Here is a 21,711-nt window from a genome sequence, read left to right as displayed (position 1 = left end):
CCCGGAATAGTTGAGCCCTCAACTAAATGGCGCTAACCTCGGGTCATGGGAATCCACAGGCTCAACCACGCGGTCCTCTACGTCAGTGACCTCGCCCGCAGCGTCGCCTTCTACCGGGACGTGCTGGGCTTCCGCCCGGTGGCGATGACCCCGGACGGCTTCCGGGGCGCCACCTTCCTCCAGGCCCCCGACTCCACGAACGACCACGACCTCGGCCTGTTCGAGATCGGCGCCGCCGCCGGGCGGTCGACGGCCGGCCGGGCCACCGTCGGGCTCTACCACCTGGCGTGGGAGGTCGACACCCTCGACGAGTTGGCAGTGACCGCCGAGCGGCTCGCCGCCGCCGGGGCGCTTGTCGGCACGTCCGACCACGGCACCACGAAGAGCCTGTACGGGCAGGACCCGGACGGCCTGGAGTTCGAGGTGGTCTGGCTGGTCCCCGCCGACCGGCTCGACGACGCCACGCTTGCCGCCCGCAAGCGCATCGGCCGGCTCGACCTGGCCGCCGAACAGCAGCGCTACGGCGGGCAGACCCGGGGTGGCGTGGGGATCTCCGTCCCGGCCTGACCGCCCGTAGGGTAGAACGGACCGATGCCGACCGACCCGACCACCGACTTCCTCCGCGAGCTGCTGGTCCGCCAGTTGACGACCTGGCTGCCCGCGGCCCTGCAACGCTCCCGGCGAGCCACCGTGGCACTGGTGTGGGCCGGGGCCGATGGCGGTGGCGCCCAGGCCGCGCTGCGGGTGGTCGCCGCCCACGCCGATCAGGTACGCGGCCGGCGGGTCACGGTGCTGGTGCTGGCCGACGGCACGCCTGAACTGCCGACCCGGCTCGGCCCGGTCGAGGCGGAGCTGCCCGCCGAGGTCACAGTGCACCTGCTGCCCGGCGCCCCGCAGCAGTTGCCGGTCGCGCTGAAAGCGGCCGGGGCGGCGGGGTCACCGCTGTTCAGCTTCCTGGACCTGCCCGACGCCGTGACCCCGCAGCTGCTCACCGCCGCCGCCAACGGCCGCACCGGAGAGGTGCTGCTGCACGCCGGCTCCCGTGCCCGCGATGCTCTTGTCGCCGCCGGGTTCCCGCTTGTCGCCGAGGTGGCGCCCGTGCTGCCGGACGGCGAGGCTGCCGGTGTGGTCGCGTTCGGCAGTCGCTCGGACCGGAGCCTGGAAGCGGTCCGCGACGCGCTCTGGGCAGCCGGCGCGGACCTCGGCATGCGCCTGCGTGACCCGTCCGACCCGGCGGGCGCGACCGTCGACGTGGCAGGGGAGCCCAGCCTCGCGCCGCTGACCGGCGAGCTGTTGGCCGAGCTGGGCCGGGGTGGGCCGCGGGAGGTCACCGAGCTGCGCCGGCACACGCTGACCGCCACCGTCTACCGCGCCAGCGACGCCAACCGGGCGCTGGAAGACCTGCTCAGGAGCGGCGACCTGCAACGCTCCCGCGAGTCGGGCCGCCTGGCCGGCGACGAAAAGCTAACCCCAACCCGCTAGCCCGATCCCCCCGGATCTGCCGCGCGACCTTGCACTTCCTGCCGCGACACAAGGGGCATCCCACGCAAGACCGCGACCGAAAGTGCAAGATCGCGGGGCGGGGCGCGGGGCGGGGGTTGGGTGGACGTCGAGCGGGGTGCCGGTGGGATCACCGGCACCCCGCTCGACTCCCGGGATGTTACGACCGGGACTTGTCCTGCTTCCAGGACAGCGGACCCGGCAGGTCGACGCGGTGCGCCTTCGCCTTCGAGTTCCAGGACCAGCGGCCGATCTTGATGCTCCACGAGGAGAAGCCGTTCTCGGTGAAGTTCAGGATGATCGGACCGTACTTCTTGCGCTTGCGAAACATGAGGCCCATCGGAGCTCTCCCCTCGTCACCGTTCCCTGCCGTGTCGAGATCGAACATTCCCGAAACGTCGAATTCCGAAACCCCATCGGCTCCAGCCTGGACGGTGACCTGCCGCAGCCGGGAAATCCTATTCATCAGATGGGTGTTGCGCGTCGGTAAACGCTGCTCATAGCGTTCCGTAACACGCGCAGCGATACAAGTCTCACCTTGTGGAAGGGCATTGACCGGTCGGTCGCGCCGACGGCAGCATGAGGTCATGTCGCAGCGGGATGAGCTCCACCTCATCGCTTGCGTGCACGTCGACCTGGTCCGGCACGCGAGCGCGCTCTGTTGAGCTGACCGGTTCCATCCGGCCCGGCTCCAGTCGCACTGCACCGCCTACTCACTGCACCACTCAGCACGCACCGCTCGTCGCGGAGCGGCGTGCCCTCGCGCCCCGAACCGGGCGCCCCGCACCTCCCTCGTGGACAGATCAGGAGACTCCTCATGTCCCCACCCCGTCGTGCCCTGCTGCGTACCGTCGCCACCGTCGCCGCGTTGACACTGCTCACCGGTGCCGCAGGCTGCGGCAGCGACGCCCAGGCCGGTGCCGGCCAGGCCAGCGAGCTGCGCTACCAGGGCTCGGTCGGCCAGGTCACCCTCCCCGAACTCGCCGCCGACCTCGGCTACCTCGGCGACGTCCGACTCAAGTGGATCGGCAACGTCACCGGCGGCCCGCAGGACATCCAGGCCACCGCTACCGGGCAGAGCGACTTCGGCGGCGCGTTCAACGGCGCCATCGTCAAGCTCGCCGCGGCCAACGCCCCGATCACCGCCGTCGTCAGCTACTACGGCTCGGACGCGCAGAGCTTCCAGGGCTACTACGTGCTCGACGACAGCCCGATCCGCGGCCCTCGCGACCTGATCGGCCGCAAGGTCGGCATGAACACTCTCGGCGCGCACGCCGAGGCGGTGCTCAAGACCTGGCTGGCCCGGGGCGGGCTCACCGCCGACGAGATCAAGAAGGTCGAGCTCGTCGCACTGCCCCCGGTCAACACCGAGCAGTCGCTGCGGCAGAAGCAGATCGACGTGGCGGTGCTCGGCGGCGTGATCCGCGACAAGGCTGTCGACAGCGGTGGCATCCGCACCATCTTCACCGACTACGAGCTGCTCGGCGCGTTCAGCGCCGGCACGTACGTCTTCCGCGACGACTTCATCAAACGCAACCCGGAAACCGTCAAGGCGTTCGTCACAGGGGTCGGCAAGGCCATCGAGTGGGCGCGTACACAGCCCCGGGAGACGGTGGTGGCCCGGATGCGGGACATCATCGCCAAGCGCGGCCGCAACGAGGACCCGTCGCTCGTCGCGTACTGGAAGAGCAGCGGCGTCGCCGGCCACGGCGGCGTGATCGACGAGCGCGAGTTCGGCACCTGGATCGACTGGCTCGCCGCCGAGGGCGAGCTGAAGGGCGACCGGCCCAAGCCGGCCGACATCTACACCAACCGCTTCAACGCCTTCGTGGACGGGGGCGGCGCGTGAGCACCGACAAGATCCTCTTCGACCAGGTGAGCAAGACCTTCGGTGTCCGCGCCACCCGGCGTGGCGGCGCCCGCGCGGTCACCGCGCTGGACCAGGTGACCCTCGGTGTACGCGCCGGAGAGTTCCTCGTCGTCGTCGGTCCCAGCGGCTGCGGCAAGTCCACACTGCTCGACCTGCTCGGCGGGCTCACCGAACCCAGCGGCGGGCAGGTGCTCGTCGACGGTCGGCCCGTCACCGGCCCCGGCCTGGACCGGGGCATCGTCTTCCAGCAGTACGCGTTGCTGCCCTGGCGCACCGCCGCAGGCAACGTGGCGTTCGGGCTGGAGGCCAAGGGGGTGCCCCGCGCCGAGCGTGGCGACCTGGTCGCGCACCACCTGGACCTGGTGGGCCTTACCGGGTTCGCCGACCGCTACCCGCACGAGCTGTCCGGAGGGATGAAGCAGCGGGTCGCCATCGCCCGCAGCCTCGCGTACGACCCGGACGTGCTGCTCATGGACGAACCGTTCGCGGCGCTCGACGCGCAGACCCGCGACTCGTTGCAGGACGAGCTCGTGCGGATCTGGGCCCGTACCGGCAAGACCATCGTGTTCATCACCCACGGCATCGACGAGGCCGTGTACCTCGGTCAGCGGGTGGCGGTGCTGACCTCCCGACCCGGGCGGGTCAAGCAGGTCATCGACATCGACCTCGGCGATCGGGACGCCGTCGAGGACGTTCGCTCCACCGACGCGTTCCGCCACCACCGGCACCAGATCTGGACGCTGCTGCGCGACGAGGTGCGCGCCGCCCAAGCAGCCGAAGGCGCCACCGGCAGTCGCACCGCCCACACCGGAGCAGCCGGTGGTCGTACTCCCGTTGTCGCCGGAGCCGACGCGCGGCGCGCGGCGCCGACGGCGGCCCACACCGAGGAGGCCCGCGTTGGTTGACATCGCCGAACGTCCCGCCCGGCTGGCGGCCCCGACGGCCCCGCCCGACGCGGTGGCCGCCGCCGGACCCGGTGCCGGCGGCCTTGCCGGACGGCTGCTCGGCCTCGGCGGCAGGGCGCTGCACCGCGGCGTCGCGATCGTCGCGCTGGCCGTGGTCTGGGAGGGTGCGCCCCGGCTGGGGCTTGTCGACAGGGTGTTCCTGCCTCCGCTGTCGGAGGTGCTGGTGGCCTGGTGGGAGCTGCTGCGCAGTGGGCAGCTCGCCGAGCATGTCGGCGCGAGCCTGACCCGGTCGCTGGCCGGGCTCGGGCTGGCCGTGCTCACCGCCATCCCGCTGGGGCTGCTGATCGGCTGGTACCGGCCTCTCGCCGAGCTGCTCAGCCCGCTGCTGGAGGTGTTCCGCAACACCGCCGCGCTGGCCCTGCTGCCGGTGTTCGTGCTCATCCTCGGCCTGGGGGAGACCTCCAAGATCGCCCTGGTGCTGTACGCGTGCTCGTGGCCGATCCTGCTGAACACCATCGCCGGCGTGAAGGGCGTCGACCCGCTGCTGATCCGCTCGGCCCGCTCGATGGGGCTCAACCACCTGCGGCTGTTCCAGAAGGTGATCCTGCCGGCGGCGGTGCCGACCATCTTCACCGGGATCCGGCTGGCCGGGGCGTACTCGATCCTGGTGCTCGTCGCGGCCGAGATGGTCGGCGCGAAGGCCGGCCTCGGCTACCTCATCAACTACGCGCAGTACAACTTCGCGATCCCCGACATGTACTCGGGGATCATCACGATCTCCGCCATCGGTCTGGTCGTCAACCAGCTCCTCGTCGCCCTCGAACGCCGCTTCTCCACGTGGCGCGTCGACGTCTCCGCCGGATAGGACACTGTCATGCCTCGAACCCTGCACCTCAACGCGTTCCTGATGGGCGTCGGCCACCACGAGGCCGCCTGGCGGCATCCCCGCACCGACCCGCGCCGGGTCACCGACGTGCGGCACTTCCAGGAGCTGGCCCGGATCGCCGAGCGCGGCACCCTCGACTCGGTGTTCCTGGCCGACGGGCTGTCGGTCGGGCCGAACCCCCGGCACAACATCCAGGCCGTCTTCGAGCCGCTGACCCTGCTCGCCTCGCTGGCCGCGGTGACCGAGCACATCGGTCTCATCGCGACGGTCTCCACCACCTACAACGAGCCGTTCCACACCGCCCGCAAGTTCGCCTCCCTGGACCACCTGAGCGGCGGCCGGGCCGGCTGGAACATCGTCACCTCCGCGCAGGAGCGGGAGGCGGTCAACTTCAACAGGGACAGCCACCCCGCGCACGCCGACCGCTACCGGCGGGCCGCCGAGTTCGTCGACGTGGCGATCAAGCTCTGGGACAGCTGGGAGGACGACGCGCTGGTCTTCGACACCGCCGCCGGGGTGTTCGCCGACACCGACAGGGTGCACGAGGTCGCGCACCGGGGGCCGGAGTTCCAGGTTCGTGGCCCGCTCAACATTCCCCGCCCGCCACAGGGCCGGCCGCTGCTCGTGCAGGCCGGGTCGTCACCGGACGGCATCGCCTTCGCCGCCCGGTACGCCGAAGCCGTGTTCACCGCCCAGCAGACCCTCGCCGACGGGCAGGGCTTCTACGCCGAGCTGCGCCGCCAGGTCACCGCCGCAGGCCGGAACCCCGACCTCGTGAAGGTCCTGCCCGGCATCGCACCCGTGATCGGCGGCACCGAGGCCGAGGCGCGCACGCTCGCCGCCGAGCTGGAGGAGCTGATCGTCCCCGACTACGCCCTCGCGCAGCTCTCCGGGATGCTCGGCATCGACCTCACCGGCCTGCCGCTGGACGGGCCGCTGCCCGAGCTGCCGGACTCCGGCACCGTGCAGGCCCACCAGAGCCGCTACCGGCTCGTCACCGACCTGGCCCGCCGGGAGAAGCTCACCGTCCGGCAGCTCATCGGCCGGCTCGGCGGCGGCAGGGGCCACCGCGTGGTCGCCGGAACGCCGGAACAGATCGCCGACCAGATCGAGCTGTGGTTCAGCCAGGGCGCCGCCGACGGGTTCAACATCATGCCGCCGCACCTGCCCGGCGGTCTGGCCGACTTCGTCGACCACGTCGTGCCGGTGCTGCGCGCCCGAGGGCTCTTCCGCACCGAGTACACAGGTCGTACGCTGCGCGAGCACTACGGCCTGCCCCGACCGGCCAGCGCGTACGCCGCGCCGACCCTGGTGCCGGCGTGACGACCGTCGAGCGTCCGAGCACGGACGCCACCGAGCTGCACCCCGTCGACCGGGACCTGTTCCGCGCGCTGCTGCGCCGGCAGGCCACGAGCGTCACGGTGGTCACCGCTGTCGCCAGGGCCACCGACCCGGCCTGCCTGGGCGGGATCGGCGCACCGATCCGGGCCGGGTTCACCGCCACCTCGTTCACGTCCGTCTCACTGGACCCGCCGCTCGTGTCGTTCTGCCTGGGCGTCACCTCGTCGAGCTGGCCGGTGCTGGCCCGCGCCGAACACGTCGCCGTGCACCTGCTGGCCGCCGGGCAGCGGGAGGCCGCAGCCGTCTTCGCCACAAGCGGCATCGACAGGTTCGCCGCGTACCCGGACTGGACGCCGGGGCCGTTCGGCGTGCCGCTGCTGACGGGAGTGCTGGCCCGGCTGCTCTGCCGGGTGGTGCACCGCGTCCCCGCCGGCGACCACACGTTGGTGATCGCCGAGCCGCTCGCGTTGGGCGACGGCGGCGACGGCGAGCCGCTGGTGCACCACCAGGGCGGCTACACCACCGCCGTGAAGCCGGTGCCGGCGTGAGCGCACCAGCCGTGCCCGACCTGCTCGCGCTGGACCGGGCCGCCCAGGACCTGCTGTTCCGGGCGGCCCGCACGGCAAACACGTTCACCGACGAGCCGGTCACCGACGCCCAGGTCGCGGCCATCCACGACCTGATCCGGTACGGGCCGACGGCCTACAACGGCCAGCCGCTGCGGATCCTGCTGCTGCGATCGCCGGAGTCCCGGGCGCGACTGCTGCCATACGTGTCGGGTGCCAACAGGGCGAAAACGGCGAGCGCACCTCTGCTGGCGGTGCTCGCCGCCGACGTGGATTTCCACGAGCGGCTGCCGGAGCTGTTCCCGCACCGCCCGCAGGCCCGCGACTGGCTCGCCGACCGGGCGGCGCGCGTCGAGCAGGCCCGTTTCAACGCGACCCTCCAGATCGGCTACCTGCTCGTGGGCGTACGCGCCGCGGGGCTGGCCGCCGGCCCGATGGCGGGCTTCGACGCGGCGGGGGTGACCCGGGAGTTCTATCCCAGCGGGCGGCACGAGGTTCTGCTGCTGCTCAGCGTGGGCCACCCCGGCCCGGACGCCTGGTACGACCGGCTGCCCCGGCTGGACGCCGCGGAGGTGATCAGCGTCCGGTGACTCAGCGGGTTGGCGTCAGCGCGGCTCCCAGGCGTCGGGTAGGGCGGTGAGCTTGCGGACGTGCGCGGGCAGCCGGCCGCTGACGATCTCGGCGAGGCTCACCTCGTCGACCACCCGCCGGACGGCGGCGCGTACCGCCACCCACAGGCCGGGCAGGTTCTCCGCCGCGCCCTCGTACCGGGTCTCCTCCGGCCGCAGGCCGCGCACCCCGGCGAGGGGACCCTCCACGGCACGCAGCACCGCGCCGACGGTCACCTCACGTGGCGGCCGGGCCAGGGTGTAGCCGCCCTCGGCGCCCCGCTGGGCGCGGACGATGCCGGCCCGGCGCAGGTCGGCCAGGACCGCCTCCAGGAACTTGCGGGGCATGTCCTGGTCTGCGGCGATGGCCTGGGTGGACAACAGCGAGGGGTACGCGGTCGCGAGGCTCAGCGCCGCCCGTACCGCGTAGTCGCCGCGCGCGGAGATCTGCACCCTGTCATCATGCCCGCCCGGTGCCGCCGCCCGGGCCGGTGGGCGACCCGGGCCGCCTGGAGTGCCCCCCGTTCGCCGGTTCGCCGAGCGCGCCGGAGCGGAACCACCCTCCGTTGGCGCCTGTCGGCTCGACTGGCGATCGGGGGCGTACGACCCGGCCGGCCGTCGGCTGCTCGCGGGCCGCCCGGAACGCGCCAGGGCTCGTGCCGGTCTCCCTGGTGAAGAAGCGACCGAAGTTGGTGGGCTCGGAGAAGCCGAGCTGTCGGCCGATCTGCGCGATCGGCTCGTCGGTTGCCGCGAGCAGCCGACCCGCCTGCAACGCGACCCGCTCGTCGATCACCTGTTTGGCGCTGCGACCGGTGACGGCCAGGCAGGCCCGGGTCAACGTCCGCACCGAGCATCCGAGCGCTACCGCGTAGTCCTCGACCCGTCGCGTCCCCTGGTAGCCGTGCTCCACCTCCCGGCAGAACCGCTGGAACGTCTCCACCTCGGGTCGCGGAGGTGACCGGTCCACGCCGGGCAGGGCCAGCCTCAGCAGCAGCACGGCGAGCTGGTGGCGCAGCAGCGCACGGGCGGCGGGTGTGCCGTCGCCGTGCCGTTGACAGTCCACGGCGAGCTGGCTGACCTCGCTGATCACCGCGTCCTCGTCCTCGCCGGCAAGTTGCCGCCACGTCGGCGGGGCGTCCGGGTCGACGGCGAGACCGCGCAGCGCGTCGGTGGTCCAACCCACCACTGTCGCGTCGAACTGCGGGCCGGCGCATCGCAGCAGCTGGCCGGCGCGGACCCGCAGCAACGTGCCGGGTCGGCAGGGCAGCAGGTGGAAATCGAGCTCGGCGTCGCCGTGCCCACGCGTGGTGAGGATCAGCAACTCGCGCTCAACGATGACCGGCCGACGCCAGCCCGGGTCACCGGCGAGGTCGGCAAGCGCGAACGTGGAAATCTCGTCGGCTACGGGTGACGCCGTTCCGATCGGTGGCGCGGGGGAGGGATCGGTAGAGACCATCGCCTGCGACGGTAGCCCGAACCGCAGGTCATTGCATCCCGATCAGCTGTGCGGGTCGTTCCCGGGGCCATCGCGACGCACCCGCAGGGCTTGTCGCGATCCTGGAGGCCGGGCTACCTTACCCGGCGGTAGCGCTGTCCGGCCCCGGTCCGCCGGTCGCCCGCCGGGCCGGCAGGCACCGCCGACTCGCGATGGGATGGGCATGACGCAGCTGTTCTCGGTCGAAGGCAAGACGGTACTGGTCACCGGCGGCTCGCGGGGGATCGGTCTGATGATCGCCCAGGGCTTCGTCCGGGCCGGCGCACACGTGATCATCTCGTCCCGCAAGGCGGACGTCTGCGAGGCGGTCGCCAAGGAGCTCTCCGCGGAGGGCCGCTGCGAGGCCATCCCCGCCGACCTGGGCGCCGACGCCGGTGCCGAGGCACTCGCCGCCGCCGTGCGGGAACGCTTCGGTCGCCTCGACGTGCTTGTCAACAACGCAGGCGCCACCTGGGGCGCACCGCTGGAAAACTACCCGGAAGCCGCGTTCGACAAGCTCTGGGCCGTAAACGTCAAGGCGGTCTTCCGGCTCACCACTGCCCTGCTGCCGGAGCTGCGCGCCGCTGCCAGCGCCGACGACCCCGCCCGGGTCATCAACATCGGGTCCATCGACGGCATCCGCGTGCCGTGGATGGAGGTCTACGCGTATTCGGCAACCAAAGCTGCCGTCCATATGCTCACCCGCAGCCTCGCCCACCAGCTCGCCGGCGAGCAGATCACCGTCAACGCGATCGCACCCGGCCCGTTCGAGAGCAAGATGATGGCGTTCGCCCTGGACGACCCGGCGAGCCGGGCCAGCATCGAGCAGCAGGTGCCACTGGGCCGCATCGGGCGCCCCGACGACATGGCCGGCACGGCCATCTACCTGTCCTCGCGGGCCGGCGCGTACCTCACCGGCGCTGTCATCCCCGTCGACGGCGGCATCACCACGCACGGCTGAGCACCGGCCGACCCGGGGCGCGGCAGAACCGCCGTACCCCCGGGTGTGCCGGGGCCGCGCGGACTCGGCAGATCCGCGCGGCCCCGTCTGGCCGGTTTGCCCGTTCGGGCGGTGGTCAGCGACCGGCGAGCAGCCGGGTCACCGCCGTGTCGACGTCCAGGTGCTCGGCCTCCCGGCCGCGCGGGACGACGACGTAGGTCCGTCGAAGGAAACGCACCAGGACGCTGCGCGGCACCTCGAAGAGGGCGTTGCCGTCCGGTGACGAGAGGGCCAGCGCGACGAAGTCGCCGCGCGGAGTGGCCCAGGGCCAGACCCGCACGTCGCCGATGCCGGCTGGCTCGTCCAGGCCGGTGACGAGCAGTTCGCGGGCGAAGGACCAGCTCACCGCCTCGCCGCCGGCAGATTCGGCATGGAACAGGACATGGACCGCATACGGGTCAGCAGGGTCGTAACGCAGACTGGCACGCACCGGCAAGGCGGTGGCGTCAGGTGCGACGAGCCTTAGCGACGTCTCGACCTCTACGGTCGTCGGTCGGATGACACTCATGGACGTTCTCCCCCCGGCACCGCTGCGGAACGCGCGTGTCCCGCTTTTCCCATACTCAGGTGCTACTCCTGGCTACGCTCCGCCATACGCTGACTTCACCCAGTGGTGGGAAGGGGGACGGAAAGACCGCGTGAATGTGAGGATTCATGTAGGATTTCCGGTTCTGCCCAGTGCGTGATGCCGCCCGGCATCGGGTGGTTCAGTCGTCGACTTACTCCGGTAACGTCCAGTCGACCGTTGCAGTGACGGGCCCGGGCGACACTGGGGGGTGAAATGGTCACTAACCGGTCCTCAGTGGATCCGGTGGTCGTGTCCGGTCCGCCGAACGTCGCGGTCCGAGCAGCCGAAAAGCGGGGGTACGAAGTGTCGATGGAGCAGCCACATCCGCCTGGTCGGCCGGCGTCCGACGACAGACGCTCCGGCAGCGATACGCGCACCGGTGGCACCGGTCACGGTGGCGTCCTCGTGACCGCCGATCGCCCTCGGCGCCCCCGCTGGCGGGAGCGCATCTCCACCACCCTCGACCTCGTCCGCGCCAACCCCACCGGCCGGATCACCCTCAAGATCGTTATCGCGATCGTCGGGGCGCTTGTGGTGACCATCGGCATCGCCCTCATCCCGCTGCCCGGCCCCGGCTGGCTGCTGGTCATCGCCGGCCTCGGCATCTGGGCCGTCGAATACCACTGGGCCCGCCGACTGCTCGCCTTCACCCGCCGACACGTGTACGCCTGGACCAACTGGGCCAAACGACAGTCGCTGCCACTGCGCTTCGTCCTCGGCTCCGTGGGGCTGCTCTTCGTGGGGACTGTGGTGTGGCTCTCCCTCAAGTACAGTTTCGACATCGACCTGGTCGCCATCGCGCTGGACTACCTCGGGGCGCGCTGACCCGGATTTCCGGTCCGGCTCCACGATCGGGTAGAGTCAACGGCGCTGAGGGCGATTAGCTCAGTGGGAGAGCGCTTCGTTCACACCGAAGAGGTCGCTGGTTCGATACCAGCATCGCCCACCGTAAGTATGTGCAGGTCAGATGCCCGTTACCGGATACCACGGTAACGGGCATCGCTGTATTTGGCGCTTACATTGGGAGCAGCGGCGGATGTGGCGGTCCGGGTCGGACCGCGGCAGGCGCGATCCCCGACCGGTCTCCGGTGGAGTTAGACGTTGTGGTCGTGTGTGGGAGTCAGCCCGTGGTGGGCTTGGTGGCTGGCCATGTGTCGATGGGGTGGTTGGGGTTGCGGCGCATGGGGCGGATCGTCGGGCCGTCGGGCAGCGTGATTGCCGGTCGGTCGGTGTATCCGTAGCGGGTGTACAACCGCTGGGACTGGCTGGTTGTGGCGGTCCATGAGGGTAGGTCGATGCGGTCGAGTCGGCTGCGGTGGTGGTGGAGGATGGCGCTGCCTCGTCTGGTGTGCTGAGCGTTGGTTGCGACGGCGAGGAAGGCCAGGTGGTAGTGCGGTTCGGTGGGTCGCTGGTTGGTGAGGGGTTGGTTGAGGATGTCGAAGCGGTGGGCGTGTGGGCCGGCTGCGTCGGTGAGTCGTGTTGGGTAGTTGGCCGGTGGTGGGATCGGGCGGTAGCGGTGGAAGCCGACGGTGGCGGTCAGGTCGGCGGCAGAGCTGGGTCATCCCGGGCTGGGTCACCCCTTCGGCGGCGCCGAGTTCGGAGAGGCGGTGCGGGCCGAGTTCGTCCAGCCGGTACAGCGTCGAGGCCGCAGTCAGGCTGAGCCCTCCGGCGTGGTGAGCCAGCGGAACAGTCGGAGCAGGCGGTCGAAGCTGGCGACGCCGCGGGCCAGATCGACGCCGCCGGCGCGGTCGCCCTCCGCCGCCGGCCGGAACGCCGGCCCGGACGGACACCTCGTCGGCGCCGGCCGGGCGCGTTGACCACTGATGGTGCAATTGACGCTGACGGATCCGTACCCGGGGAGGAACCTGATGGCTGACCACAGTGGGCTGCCGATCGCCGCGCTCCTGCTCGGGGGCCCGGAGGACGGACCTGGCGAGCTGGAACTCGGTGCCCGGCAGTTGGCCCTGGAACTGGCGCCGTACGGGGAACGGTTGCCCGCGCCGACCGAGGTCGCGCCGGACGGCACCCGTGCCGGCGAGATCGAGATGATCGGTGCCGTCGCGCTGGCCATCGAACCCGTTCTCCCGTCGATCATCGCGGTGCTGGAACTCCTCCTCGCCTGGGCCGGCCAGCGCCAGGGACGCGGCGTGCGGATCGTCGAGCCGGACGGCAGCGAACTCGACCTCACCGGAGTCTCCGCCGCCGACCAGCGCCACATCGCCCAGACCTGGCTCGACCGGAAACTTCCCCGGTGACGCGCAGACGCGCCCTGTTGATCGCCTGTAACGAGTACGACGATCCCAAGCTGTCCCGCCTCCGGTCTCCGGCACACGACGTTCAGGTGCTGGCCCGGCTGCTCGGTGACCCGACGGTCGGCGCCTACGACGTACGGCTGCTGGTCAACCCGACCGAGCACGAGGCCCGGCTGGAGATCGCCCGACTGCTGCGGTCGGCCGGCCGGTCGGATCACCTCCTGCTCTTCTTCGCCTGCCACGGTCGACGCGACATCGACGGGCTGCTCTACCTCGCTCTCGCCGACACGGACGTCGACGACCTGCCGGCCACCGCGCTTCCCACGGAACTGATCAACCGACTGCTCAACCGCTCGGCCTGCCAGCGGATGGTCCTGCTGCTGGACTGCTGCTTCAGCGGAGCGGTGTCGCGGGTGTTGACCCACCAGGGCGACGCGGGCGTCCGCGGCGGGGACCTGTTCCCGGGCGAGGGAACCGGCCGCGCCGTCCTGACCGCCACCACCGCCCACGAGTACGCCTGGGAGCCGGCCGGCGAGCCGCTGCCGCTGACCGACAACCCTCGGCACTCCGTCTTCGCCGGTGCGGTGATCGAAGGGCTGCGCACCGGTGACGCCGACCTGGACGGTGACGGACTGGTATCCGCCGACGAGCTCTACAGGTACGTCAGGGACTCGGTCGCGGTGGCCGGCGGGCAGACGCCCCGCCGCTGGATGTACGGCGAGGGCGACCTCTACGTAGCCCGGAGCTCACGGGGCCCGGCCCTGGCCACGGCGGCCGGCCGGACCGCGCCCCTGCCGCCGGCCGGGGTGGAGGTTCGGGACGGGCGCGGTGCCGACCGGTCGGACGGTCCGGTCCCGCCCCGCCAGCGGCCCGTCCCCTGGGCGGCGGAGCGCCTGCACTGGGAGGCGGGGTTGCCCGAACCGGTGGAGCGGATGCTGAGAGGTTTGGCCGACCGTACGGGTTGGCTGGCCCTGCGGGCGGGCGGCTGGGACGAGGCGACCACCCGGTTCGGGGCGGCGGTGCGCGCCGACGGGACGGCCGGTGCCTGGTGGGGACTCGGGATCAGCCACGCGATCGGCGGACGCTGGCGGGCCGCAGGCCACGCGTTCGCGGCGGCCGCCGGAGGGCTGCGGGAGGCCCCGCCCGACCACCCGGCACCGACGGCCGCGCTGACCGCCGGGGCGCTGCTGCTCGCGGTCGTCACGCTGCGGGCGGGCGGCGACCAGCGCGCGGCCCAGGTGCTGACCGACTCCGTCGACGCGTTGCCGCTGTGCCCGCCGCTGCTGGTGCTCTCTGCGGCGTGGGCCGGTGACGGTGCGGCGCTGACCCGCGCGTTCCTGCTCGACCCGGAGATGGCGGTGGAGTGCGAGGCCGCGGGCATGGAGATCGGACCGGCCGTCCAGGAGGCCATCGCCTGCGGCGAGGCGCAGGTCCGCCGGCTCGACGTCGCCCGCACCCGGCTGCGCGCCACCGACCCGGCCTGGTCCGGCGGTCCGGCCGGCGACGGCGGGCCCGAGGGAGTACGGCGGTCGCCGCTGGCGCGGCTGCAGGAGGTCCGGCGGACCGTGGAGGTACGCCGAGACGAGCTGATCTCCCTGCTGCACGCCCGCCAGCTCGGCGTACGGGACGCGTTGCGCGCACCGGTGCCGGACGGGGGCGGAGCGGTGGTGGCGGACATCCGCAACGCCATACACACGGGTCACGAGGCGCTGCGGGCGACGGACCGGCCCGCACCGCTGGCTGCGGTCGGTATTCCACCGATCCGTCCGATGCGTTTAATTTAAGCTAATAGATTTCCCCTGTGCGAAGGGTTCTACCGCACGCGGTTGCTTCCGTACTATTTGTAGACCTGCCGCAATGGGTGGTTCTCGACATCGCATCGGAGGAGACATGGTCGATAGCGGTGTCCTCCGGCGCTGCCGAAGTGCGCTCGGGTGGCGGCGCCGGTGACCCTCGAATCCCACGACCACCGCCGGCTGGTCGACGCGATGCTCGCACTCACCGGTGCCGAGGTACGCACCCACCGCGACCGGTACGTACGGCAACTCGGCCACCTGATCGACGGCGAGCCGGTCTTCCGCCGCTCCGACGTGCCCTTCACCGACCTCTGGGGACTCGTCGCGGCCTGCGAGGAGGTGCCGGGGGCGCTCCGGCTGTTGCCCGCGGCGGTGGCGGCGGTGGACGGTGAGAGCCCGGAGCTGGACCGCTTCCGCGCACTCGTCGCCATCCACCTGCCGCCGGAGATCCTCACCGCCGACGAACGCGGCCGGATCGTCGAGCTGGCCGACGGCCTCGATCCGCCGGTGCTGCTGGACCTGTGCCGCGGCGCGGTGGCGCGGCTCGGTCCGCGGGTGCGCCCACCGGTCACCGACCTGGCGGCCGTACTCCGGGAACTGGAGGACGCGATCTCCGACCCCGACGTACGCCCGCCGCTGGTCGCCTTCCTGGACGACCTTGCGGGCCGGGTCGCCCTACCGGCCCGCCGGATCGCCGGCCGCCTCGCCGACGAGGTCGCCCGGCGGATGGGGGTCCCGCCGGGTCCGGCGGCGGCCCCGCCGCCGGCCGGGTCGGCGGGCGGTCCCAGACCCTCGGACGGCGACCAGTACCGCTCCTACTTCGTGGTGCTGCTGGACGCGGACGGCATCGACGCCTCCCGGTACCTGTTCGAGGCCTGGTTGGTGACCCCGGGCGATCCCGGCCGGCTGCCGTGGCACTGGGAACGCGTCCCGGACGGGCCGGGGGATCGGTTCCGACTGGAGCAGATCCAGCTCAAGATCGATGAGGCGCTCACCGAGCTGGCCAATCGCAGTACCGCCGAGATCGGTCAACTGACTGTCGAGTTCATCGTGCCCCGACCCCTGCTCGACTACGAGTTCGACCGGTGGCAGGTGGCGGCTCCGGGGCTCTACACGGCCCTCGGCGTGCACTACCCGGTGGTCGTCCGCGACCTCACCCGGATGCGCAACTCCCTGATGCGTCCCCGCTGGCGGACGCGGCACCGGCGGCTGCGCGAGCAGGGTTCCGCCGTGCAGGCCAGGGCGGTCGCCTTCGAGCGGCTCACCGAGCCGTACGTCGCGCAGCACCTGCACGCCCGACTGCTCGGCAACGACGACTACCCGGTCTGTCTCGTGCTGTTCGTCAGCGGCGCCGAACGGCACATCCAGGCGGCGATCGGCGCCGCGGTCACCGCCGGACTGCCGGTCGTCCTCTGGTGTCGCGATCGCGCGGCGGCGTCACGGTTCGATTCGTACATCCCCGAGGTGCTCATGGCGCGCAGCGTCGCAAACCTGCGCGAGCTGGTCTGGGAGCTGCGTCGCGACGCGGGCAGCGAGGGCGGCTCCTCCGAACACCTCGGTCTCCACCTCACCCTGCTGTGGGACGAGATCGACCGGGTGCCACCGGCCGACGCCCTCAGCGCGCCGGTCTAGGAAGGGACGACAGCGTGTTGGAATCACCACCGCAGCCGGAGGACTCCGCCACGGGCGACGGCGAGGACTGGCGGATCTACCTCGGCACCGGACGGCCGCACAACGGCATCGAGCGGCTCCCCGAGCCGCCCCGGTGGCGGCGGTTCGGCGGCGGGCCACTGATCACCTCCGCGCTGCCGGAGGACCGGCAGGGCGCCGAGCGGGCCCGCGGCTACCAGATCACCGACGAGGCGATCGAGATGGTGAACGCCGCGCTCTACCTGCGCCGCCCGCTCCTGGTGACGGGCAAGCCGGGCACCGGAAAGTCCACCCTCGCCTACAGCGTCGCGTACGAGCTGGGCCTCGGGCCGGTGCTCTACTGGCCGGTGACCAGCCGCTCCACCGTGGACGACGGCCTCTACCGCTATGACGCGATCGGCCGGCTCCAGGAGACGAACCTCTTCCAGTCCACCGGGCGGACCGAGGAGATACCGGACATCGGCCGCTACCTGACGCTCGGCCCGCTGGGCACGGCACTCCTGCCCTGGGCACGTCCCCGGGTGGTGTTGATCGACGAGCTGGACAAGAGCGACCTGGGGCTCCCCAACGACCTGCTCAACGTCTTCGAGGAGGGCCGGTTCGAGATCCCGGAACTGGCCCGGCTGCCGGAGGACCAGAGCCTGGCGGAGGTGATGACCAGCGACGGCACCCTGCGGGCACCGGTACGGCGCGGCCAGGTCCGCTGCGCCGCCTTCCCAGTCGTCGTCATCACCAGCAACGCCGAGCGGGAGTTCCCACCCGCCTTCCTGCGCCGCTGCCTGCGACTGGACATCCAGCCCCCGGACGAGCAGGCCCTGGCCCAGATCATCACCTCGATGCTCGGCGAGGAGGCGGTGGCCGCCAGCGCCGACCTGATCACGCACTTCCTCGACCTGCGAGACCGGGGTGCGGTGGCCACGGACCAGTTGCTGAACGCGATCTTCCTGGTCACCTCCGGGGTGCGACCGCCCGAGTCGACCCGCGCCCGGCTGCGGGCGAACCTGATCCGGGACCTCGAAGCGGCCGGCACCCTATGATCGATCGGCTGGTCACCGCCCTCGGCGGCGCTCCCTCGGCCCTGACGGCCGAGGAGTACGCCGAGGCGATCTGGCTGGCCCGCTTCCTGCCCCGCCAGCCGGGGCCGCCCCGGGCCGGGCCGGCCGCGACGGCGAGCGACGCGCCACCGGGGGCGCCACCCGAGCCACCGGCGTCGCCGCCGTCCACCCCCCCGGCCCGGCAGCCCGCCCGGCCGGAGGCGCCCGCGGTGACCGAGGCGGAGCCGTCCGCCAGGCTCTACCTGCCGCCGCCCGCCAACGGGCCCCGCGACCCGTCCTCGCTGCCGGTACGCACTCCCGGGGTGCCCGCCCTGCCGCACGCCCGGGAGATCGCCCGGGCGCTGGCCCCGCTGCGCCGGTCCGTACCCGCCCGGAACGCCGTGCGGCTCGACGAGGCGGAGACGGCCCGCCGTTCGGCTGAGGCCCGGATGCTCCAACCGTGCCTCACCCCGGTCACCGAGCCGTGGCTGGATCTCGTACTGCTGGTCGACGGCAGCCCATCGATGGTGGTCTGGGAGGCGACGGCGACCGAGATCCGGACCCTCGCCGACCGGATGCGGGTGAACACGTTCCGGCGCATCCAGGTGTGGTACCTGCGGCCGGACGCCAAGGGCCACCGGCCGATCCTGACCTCTGACGGCGGCAGCACCGCGCGGGACCCGCGCGAGCTGGTCGACCCGGAGGGCCGGCAGTTGACGATGGTGTTGAGCGACTGCACCGGCGCCATCTGGGACGCTCCCGAGCTGCGACGGTGGCTCGCGATCTGGGGCCGTTCCGGTCCGGTCGCCGTGGTCCAGCCGCTGCCGCAGCGGCTGTGGCACCGTTGCCGCCCGACGCTGCACCCCGTGCTGGTCCGGCCGACCCGGCCTGCGGCACCGGCGGCGCAGCTGCACCCCCGCCTGCGTGACGAGGTGCCGGACCACCTTCCGCGCGGTGCGGTCGCGATACCGGTGCTGGAACTGGCACCGCGCTGGTTCGCCGCCGGGGCCGCCCTGGTCAGTGGCCGCGCCCTCGGCCCGGTCGCGGCGGTCGCGCTGCTGACCACCGACCCTCGTCCGCTGCTCGTCGACCCGCTGCGGGAGCCTCCGTCGCCTGAGCCGCTGGACCTGACGCCGGTCCAGCGGGTCGCCCGGTTCCGGGCGATGGCCTCGGACGAGGCCCGTCAACTCGCCGAGTTCCTTGCCGCCGCACCGCTGACACTGCCGGTGATGCGCCTGGTGCAGCGCCTCATGCTGCCACGCTCACAGCCGCAGGACCTCGCCGAGGTCTACCTGAGCGGGCTGCTGCGCCACGCGGCGAGCTGGGCCGAGGACACGCCGGTCGAACAGGCCCGCTACGAGTTCCTTCCCGGCGTACGGCAGGAACTACTCTCCGGACTGCGGGTCGGTGAGGCGCTGCGGATCCTCGACGTCGTTTCCCGCTACGTCAACGAGCACATGGGCGCGGCTCTGGACTTTCCGGCGCTGCTCGCCGGACAGGTCTCGGACCGGCTGGCGACCCGACTGGGCCGCCCGTTCGCCGAGGTGGCCTACACGGTGCTGCGCAGCCTGGGAGGCCGGTACTCGGAACTCGCGCGGCGGCTGGCTCCGGTCGCCCTCGGCCCGCCAGCCACGCCAACGCAGCGGACCGACCGGCGGCTACCGATCGCGGCGACACCCGAAGAGGGGGACGACATGACCGCACAGACCGCTCCAGGAGATCGGGGCCGTTCCAGCGTCGGGGAGCAGCCGGCGGTGTTCGGGAACGTGCCGCCCCGCAACCCCGACTTCACCGGGCGGGAAGAACTGCTCAACGTGCTGCGCCAGCGGTTGACCGACAACGTCACCGCGGTGCTGCCGCACACCGTGCACGGCCTCGGCGGAGTCGGCAAGAGCCAGCTCGCCGTCGAGTACGTCTACAAGTACGCCAGCGACTACGACCTGATCTGGTGGGTTCCGGCCGAACAACCGACCCGGATCCGGGAGTCGCTCGTCGCCCTGGCCCGCAAGCTTGATCTGGTCAGCGACGACGTTGACGTGTCGCAGGCCCTGGAGACCGTGTACGACGCATTGCGCACCGGACGGCCGTACGGCCGGTGGCTGCTGGTCTTCGACAACGCGACCCGGGCCGAGGACCTGATGCCGTTTCTCAGCAACCCCGGCGGGCATGTGCTCATCACCTCCCGCAACCACAACTGGGCCGGGGTGGCGGACAGCATCGAGGTGGATGTCTTCACCCGTCAGGAGAGCATCGAGCTGATCCGGCGGCGGCTGCCGGAGCTGGACGACGAGGACACCGACCGGCTGGCGGAGCAGCTGGGGGACCTGCCGCTGGCCCTGGAGCAGGCGGCGGCCTGGATGCTGGCGACTGGCACCCCGATCGACGAGTACCTCGGCCAGTTGGAAAAACGGGTCGGCCTGTTGCTGCGGGAGAGTTCACCCGCGTCGTACTCGACGCCGGTGGTGATCACCTGGGGGCTGGCATTCGACCAGCTGGCCGAGCAGACCCCCGCCGCGTTGCAGTTGCTGGAGCTGTGCGCCTTCCTCGGTTCGGAGCCCATCTCGATCAGACTGCTGCCGATGGGGCGCTACGCCGGGCTGCCCAGCCTGCTCGACGCCACCGTCCGGGACGACATCCAGTTGCGCCGGGCGGTGCGGGACATCGGCAAGTACGGCCTGGCGAAGGTGGACGCGACCCGCAACAGCATCCAGATCCACCGCCTGGTGCAGGCGATCCTGCGGGACCGGCTCACCCCGGCCGACCGGGAGACCTACCGCACCGCCGTGCAGAAGCTCCTCGCCGCCGCGAACCCCGGTGATCCGACGGAGGACCAGGAGATCTGGCCCCGGCACGCGGAACTCAACCCGCACGTGCTGGCCTCCGGGGCGATCGACGGCGAGTCCGACGACATCCGCAAGGTGGTGCTCGACCAGATCCGCTACCTCTACGTCAGCGGCGACTACGAGAGCAGCCGCGAGCTCGGCTCGATCGCGTACCGCCGGTGGCTGGAGAAGCTGGGGGCGGCAAACGAGCAGACCATTATCACCGCCCGGTTCCTCGCCAACGCGCTGCGCTCCACCGGCAATCCGCAGGAGGCGAGGCGGTTGAACGAACGGACGTACGAGATCGCCCGCGACACGCTCGGGTCCGACCACGAACACACGTTGGCGCTGGCCAACAGCTTCGGGGCGGACCTGAGGCTGTTCGGCGAGTGGCAGCGGGCCCGCGAACTGGACGAGGGGCTGCTCGAGGCGCACCGCAGGGTGTTCGGTGAGGACGCCCCGGACACCCTGCGCTGTGCGAACAACCTCGCCGTCGATTACCGATTGCTCGGCGACTTCGAGCGGGCGCGGCGCACAGACGAGGACAACTGGGCGCGCTACCGGCGGGTGCTGGGCGACACGAACCCGTACACCCTGTTCACGGCCACCCTACTCTCCCGGGATCTGGACGGGCTGGGCCGCTACCACGAGGCGCTGCGGTTGCAGCGGCAGTGGCTGCCGCTGCACCGGCGGAGCCTGCGGCCGGACCATTCGAACGTGCTGCGGGCGACCCGGCTGCACGCGGTCACGCTCCGCAAGACCGGTCTCTACAGCGAAGCGCTGACGGTGGCTCGTGAGGTGTACTCGCTGTGCCTGCGCCGGTTCCGGGAGAACCACGCCGACACGATCTCGGCGGCGATGACGCTGTTCAACATCCTGCCCCGCACCGAGCAGGAGCGGGTGGCGCGGGCCCGGGCCCTGGCCGAGGCCCGGGTGCTGGGTGAGGAGACGCTGACCGGCTACAGGCGGGTCCTGGGCGACGAACACCCCTTCACGTACGTCTGCATGGCGAACCTGGCGATCGTGTTCCGCCTACTCGGGGACTACACCGAAGGGCGCCGGCTCGACGAGCGGGCGGTCGCCGGACTCCGTGCCGGGCTCGGGATGGAGCACCCGTACACCCTCTGTGCGATGATCAACCTCGCCAACGATCTCGCTGCCAGCCGGGACCATGCCGGAGCGGCTTCGCTACTGCGGGAGACCCTGGCGGCGGCCCGGCAGGTGAACGGCCAGGAGCACCCGGAGACGTTGATCTGCGCCGCGAACCTCTCGATCGAGCTGTCGGCGCTCGGCGACCGGCCGGCCGCCCGGGAGCTGCGCGACGCGGCCATCGCCGGGTACGAGCGCTCCGTCGGCCTGGACCACCCGGACGCGGCCGAACTGCTGGCCAGCCATCGGGTGTCGATCCCGATCGACCCGCCTCCGACGTGAGCGCTGGC

The 21,711-nt window shown here is 71.9% G+C and carries 19 protein-coding genes and 1 tRNA gene; 16 read left to right on the top strand and 4 right to left on the bottom strand.

The window, feature by feature from the left end; genetic code table 11:
• Positions 1-45: 45 nt before the first annotated feature.
• Positions 46-567 (top strand): VOC family protein, encoded by a 522-nt coding sequence (locus F4558_RS18240; RefSeq protein ID WP_053653601.1) that lies wholly within the window; start codon positions 46-48, stop codon positions 565-567.
• A 24-nt stretch (positions 568-591) separates the two neighbouring features.
• Positions 592-1,482, top strand: coding sequence for a hypothetical protein (locus F4558_RS18235; protein WP_053653603.1), 891 nt, complete (start codon positions 592-594; stop codon positions 1,480-1,482).
• Positions 1,483-1,660: 178 nt separating this feature from the next.
• On the opposite strand, the gene F4558_RS18230 is transcribed toward F4558_RS18235, so the two are convergent.
• Entirely contained in the window at positions 1,661-1,840 is a 180-nt protein-coding gene (locus F4558_RS18230) for a DUF4236 domain-containing protein (RefSeq protein ID WP_053653605.1), read from the bottom strand.
• A 477-nt stretch (positions 1,841-2,317) separates the two neighbouring features.
• Here F4558_RS18230 and F4558_RS18225 point away from each other — a divergent pair, with 477 nt between their 5' ends.
• From F4558_RS18225 to F4558_RS18200, 6 genes are read left to right on the top strand one after another with little or no spacing between them, the layout of a single operon-like run.
• Positions 2,318-3,349, top strand: a complete 1,032-nt coding sequence (locus F4558_RS18225; RefSeq protein WP_053653607.1) for an ABC transporter substrate-binding protein — start codon at positions 2,318-2,320, stop codon at positions 3,347-3,349.
• Positions 3,346-4,275 (top strand): ABC transporter ATP-binding protein, encoded by a 930-nt coding sequence (locus F4558_RS18220; protein ID WP_053653608.1) that lies wholly within the window; start codon positions 3,346-3,348, stop codon positions 4,273-4,275. The genes F4558_RS18225 and F4558_RS18220 overlap by 4 nt, the downstream gene beginning before the upstream one ends.
• Positions 4,268-5,140 carry an ABC transporter permease gene (locus F4558_RS18215; RefSeq protein ID WP_082377352.1) on the top strand — a complete coding sequence of 291 codons (873 nt, stop codon included), beginning with the start codon at positions 4,268-4,270 and terminating at the stop codon, positions 5,138-5,140. Before F4558_RS18220 ends, F4558_RS18215 begins: the two co-directional genes overlap by 8 nt.
• 9 nt (positions 5,141-5,149) lie before the next feature.
• Positions 5,150-6,484, top strand: a complete 1,335-nt coding sequence (locus F4558_RS18210) for an LLM class flavin-dependent oxidoreductase (RefSeq protein WP_053653610.1) — start codon at positions 5,150-5,152, stop codon at positions 6,482-6,484.
• On the top strand, positions 6,481-7,050 hold the full coding sequence (locus tag F4558_RS18205) for a flavin reductase family protein (protein WP_053653612.1): 570 nt from the start codon (positions 6,481-6,483) through the stop codon (positions 7,048-7,050). Before F4558_RS18210 ends, F4558_RS18205 begins: the two co-directional genes overlap by 4 nt.
• Entirely contained in the window at positions 7,047-7,658 is a 612-nt protein-coding gene (locus tag F4558_RS18200; protein WP_053653614.1) for a malonic semialdehyde reductase, read from the top strand. The genes F4558_RS18205 and F4558_RS18200 overlap by 4 nt, the downstream gene beginning before the upstream one ends.
• 15 nt (positions 7,659-7,673) lie before the next feature.
• Here F4558_RS18200 and F4558_RS18195 read toward each other — a convergent pair whose 3' ends face one another.
• Together F4558_RS18195 and F4558_RS18190 are read right to left on the bottom strand one after the other, a co-directional pair.
• Positions 7,674-8,129, bottom strand: coding sequence for an RrF2 family transcriptional regulator (locus tag F4558_RS18195; protein WP_053653616.1), 456 nt, complete (start codon positions 8,127-8,129; stop codon positions 7,674-7,676).
• 7 nt (positions 8,130-8,136) lie between these two features.
• Positions 8,137-9,132 carry a helix-turn-helix domain-containing protein gene (locus F4558_RS18190; RefSeq protein ID WP_053653617.1) on the bottom strand — a complete coding sequence of 332 codons (996 nt, stop codon included), beginning with the start codon at positions 9,130-9,132 and terminating at the stop codon, positions 8,137-8,139.
• A 202-nt stretch (positions 9,133-9,334) separates the two neighbouring features.
• On the opposite strand from F4558_RS18190, the gene F4558_RS18185 reads away from it, so the two are divergent.
• Positions 9,335-10,111, top strand: a complete 777-nt coding sequence (locus tag F4558_RS18185; protein ID WP_053653687.1) for a glucose 1-dehydrogenase — start codon at positions 9,335-9,337, stop codon at positions 10,109-10,111.
• Positions 10,112-10,226: 115 nt separating this feature from the next.
• On the opposite strand, the gene F4558_RS18180 is transcribed toward F4558_RS18185, so the two are convergent.
• Positions 10,227-10,658 (bottom strand): SsgA family sporulation/cell division regulator, encoded by a 432-nt coding sequence (locus F4558_RS18180; protein WP_053653619.1) that lies wholly within the window; start codon positions 10,656-10,658, stop codon positions 10,227-10,229.
• A gap of 294 nt (positions 10,659-10,952) precedes the next feature.
• Between F4558_RS18180 and F4558_RS18175 the strand changes: the two genes are divergently transcribed.
• The 7 genes from F4558_RS18175 (at position 10,953) to fxsT (ending at position 21,703) form a co-directional block, all read left to right on the top strand.
• The gene (locus F4558_RS18175) at positions 10,953-11,543 is read left to right on the top strand and encodes a TIGR02611 family protein (RefSeq protein ID WP_369814771.1); all 591 of its coding nucleotides are present in this window, start codon (positions 10,953-10,955) and stop codon (positions 11,541-11,543) included.
• 49 nt (positions 11,544-11,592) lie between these two features.
• Positions 11,593-11,664 (top strand) — tRNA-Val (locus tag F4558_RS18170).
• A 922-nt stretch (positions 11,665-12,586) separates the two neighbouring features.
• Positions 12,587-12,973, top strand: coding sequence for a hypothetical protein (locus F4558_RS18165; protein ID WP_167945238.1), 387 nt, complete (start codon positions 12,587-12,589; stop codon positions 12,971-12,973).
• Positions 12,970-14,754 carry a caspase family protein gene (locus F4558_RS18160; protein WP_053653625.1) on the top strand — a complete coding sequence of 595 codons (1,785 nt, stop codon included), beginning with the start codon at positions 12,970-12,972 and terminating at the stop codon, positions 14,752-14,754. Before F4558_RS18165 ends, F4558_RS18160 begins: the two co-directional genes overlap by 4 nt.
• A 162-nt stretch (positions 14,755-14,916) precedes the next feature.
• Positions 14,917-16,398: a VMAP-C domain-containing protein gene (locus tag F4558_RS18155; RefSeq protein ID WP_157552361.1), complete on the top strand. Its 1,482-nt coding sequence runs from the start codon at positions 14,917-14,919 to the stop codon at positions 16,396-16,398.
• Positions 16,399-16,412: 14 nt separating this feature from the next.
• A complete protein-coding gene (locus F4558_RS18150) occupies positions 16,413-17,453 on the top strand; it encodes an AAA family ATPase (protein WP_231639981.1) in 1,041 nt (346 codons plus the stop codon).
• Positions 17,450-21,703, top strand: coding sequence for an FxSxx-COOH system tetratricopeptide repeat protein (fxsT, locus tag F4558_RS18145; protein WP_053653628.1), 4,254 nt, complete (start codon positions 17,450-17,452; stop codon positions 21,701-21,703). The genes F4558_RS18150 and fxsT overlap by 4 nt, the downstream gene beginning before the upstream one ends.
• Positions 21,704-21,711 lie beyond the last annotated feature (8 nt).

The sequence above is a fragment of the Micromonospora profundi genome, from assembly GCF_011927785.1.
GTDB lineage: Bacteria > Actinomycetota > Actinomycetes > Mycobacteriales > Micromonosporaceae > Micromonospora > Micromonospora profundi.
The sequence above is the reverse complement of the archived record's forward strand: the minus strand, read 5'-3'. Positions and strand labels throughout refer to the sequence as shown.